This window comes from Spirillospora sp. NPDC049652 (assembly GCF_040675125.1).
In the GTDB taxonomy this organism is placed as follows: domain Bacteria; phylum Actinomycetota; class Actinomycetes; order Streptosporangiales; family Streptosporangiaceae; genus Spirillospora.
Map to the genome: position 1 here is coordinate 1 of NZ_JBFAOF010001225.1, position 1,816 is coordinate 1,816.

Here is a 1,816-nt window from a genome sequence, read left to right on the forward strand (position 1 = left end):
GCCGGATCGGCGTCCAGCCGGTGCGCGGCCTGCGGCAGCACGCCCGCCGGCTCCAGCACCCGGTGCAGGCCGACGGCCCGTCCGACGGCGCCCCCGGCCGTGCCGACGGCACTCCCCGAGGCGCCCGCGACCGCGTTCGCGGTCGTGCCCGCGGCCGTCTCCGCACCCTCTGCGATCTCGGACGTCCCACCGGTCCCGGTGTCCCGCACGCGCCACCTCCCGCCCAGCCCCGGATGAGTCCTGAAAGATATCCGGGGTATCACTACTTCACGCGGAAGTCTTCCCGTACCGCCGTACATATACAAGACTTTCACGCGATCACATCGCATCGCGAGGAGAGAAGGTCAACGATGACCACCGCCCTGCGTCCCGACACCGCCGGCCCCGCACCGGCCGAGACCGCCGGACAGCCCTACGCCTACCGGCGCAGGCCGCTGACGGAACCGGACTGGCGGCGGCTCCCGGGCTGGCGCGACGTCACCACCGCCGACTGGGAGTCGGCCCAGTGGCAGCGCTCGCACTGCGTCAAGAACATCCGGCAGCTCCGCGCCGTCATGGGCGACCTGCTCGACGAGGCGTTCTACGCCGACCTCGAACGCGACCAGCGCGAGCGCGCCACCATGTCGATGCTGGTCCCGCCGCAGATGATCAACACCATGGACACCTCGTCCACCGAGGCGTTCTACGCCGACCCGGTGCGCCGCTACATGATCCCGGTCTACTCCGACCGCCGCGACGACTGGCCCTCGCACCCCTACTCCTCCCGTGACTCCCTCCACGAGGCCGAGATGTGGGCGGTCGAGGGGCTCACCCACCGCTACCCCACCAAGGTCCTCGCCGAGCTGCTCCCGACCTGCCCGCAGTACTGCGGCCACTGCACCCGCATGGACCTGGTCGGCAACTCCACCCCCGCCGTCGACAAGCACCGCTTCTCGATCAAACCCACCGACCGGCACGCCGCCATGCTCGACTACCTGCGCCGCACCCCCGGCGTCCGGGACGTCGTCGTCTCCGGCGGCGACGTCGCCAACCTGCCCTGGCCGCGCCTGGAGTCCTTCGTGGACTCCCTGCTCGACATCGACAACATCCGCGACATCCGGCTCGCCACCAAGGCCCTCATGGGCCTGCCGCAGCACTGGCTCCAGGACGAGGTCCGCGCCGGCATGGAGCGCCTGGCCACCAAGGCCAACCGGCGCGGCGCGCAGATCGCGATCCACACCCACGTCAACTCCGCCGGCTCGGTCACCCCCCTGGTCGCCCGCGCCGCCCGCGCCATGCTCGACACCGGCATCCGCGACGTCCGCAACCAGGGCGTCCTGCTGCGCGGCGTCAACGACTCCCCCGAGGCCCTGCTCGACCTGTCGTTCGCGCTGCTCGACGAGGCCGGCATCATGCCGTACTACCTGTACATGTGCGACATGATCCCCGGCGCGGAGCACTGGCGCCTGGCGGTCTGGGAGGCGCAGAAGCTGCAGCACGCCATCATGGGCTACCTGCCCGGCTTCGCGACCCCCCGCATCGTCTGCGACGTCCCCTACGTCGGCAAGCGCTGGGTCCACCAGCTCGCCGAGTACGACCGGGAGCGCGGCATCTCCTACTGGACGAAGAACTACCGCACCGGCATCGAGCTCGCCGACCCCGAGGCGCTCAACCGCCGCTACGAGTACTACGACCCGATCGACACCCTGCCCGAGTCGGGCCAGGCCTGGTGGCGCGACATCGCCGCGAAGGAGGCGAAGGACATGGAGAACCGCCGACCCGCCCCCGGGACCGGCACCGTCGCCGCCGAGCACGCCTGACACCCGCGGTCCGGCCG

General features: G+C 71.3%; 2 protein-coding genes. One reads left to right on the plus strand and one right to left on the minus strand.

What is annotated here, in order from left to right; all coding sequences use genetic code 11:
- Positions 1 to 209, minus strand: a 209-nt coding sequence (locus tag AB0J52_RS38795) for a hypothetical protein (protein WP_500188045.1), incomplete at its 3' end; no start/stop codon positions are given.
- 141 nt (positions 210 to 350) lie between these two features.
- Between AB0J52_RS38795 and AB0J52_RS38800 the strand changes: the two genes are divergently transcribed.
- The gene (locus AB0J52_RS38800; protein WP_500188046.1) at positions 351 to 1,799 is read left to right on the plus strand and encodes a KamA family radical SAM protein; all 1,449 of its coding nucleotides are present in this window, start codon (positions 351 to 353) and stop codon (positions 1,797 to 1,799) included.
- Positions 1,800 to 1,816 lie beyond the last annotated feature (17 nt).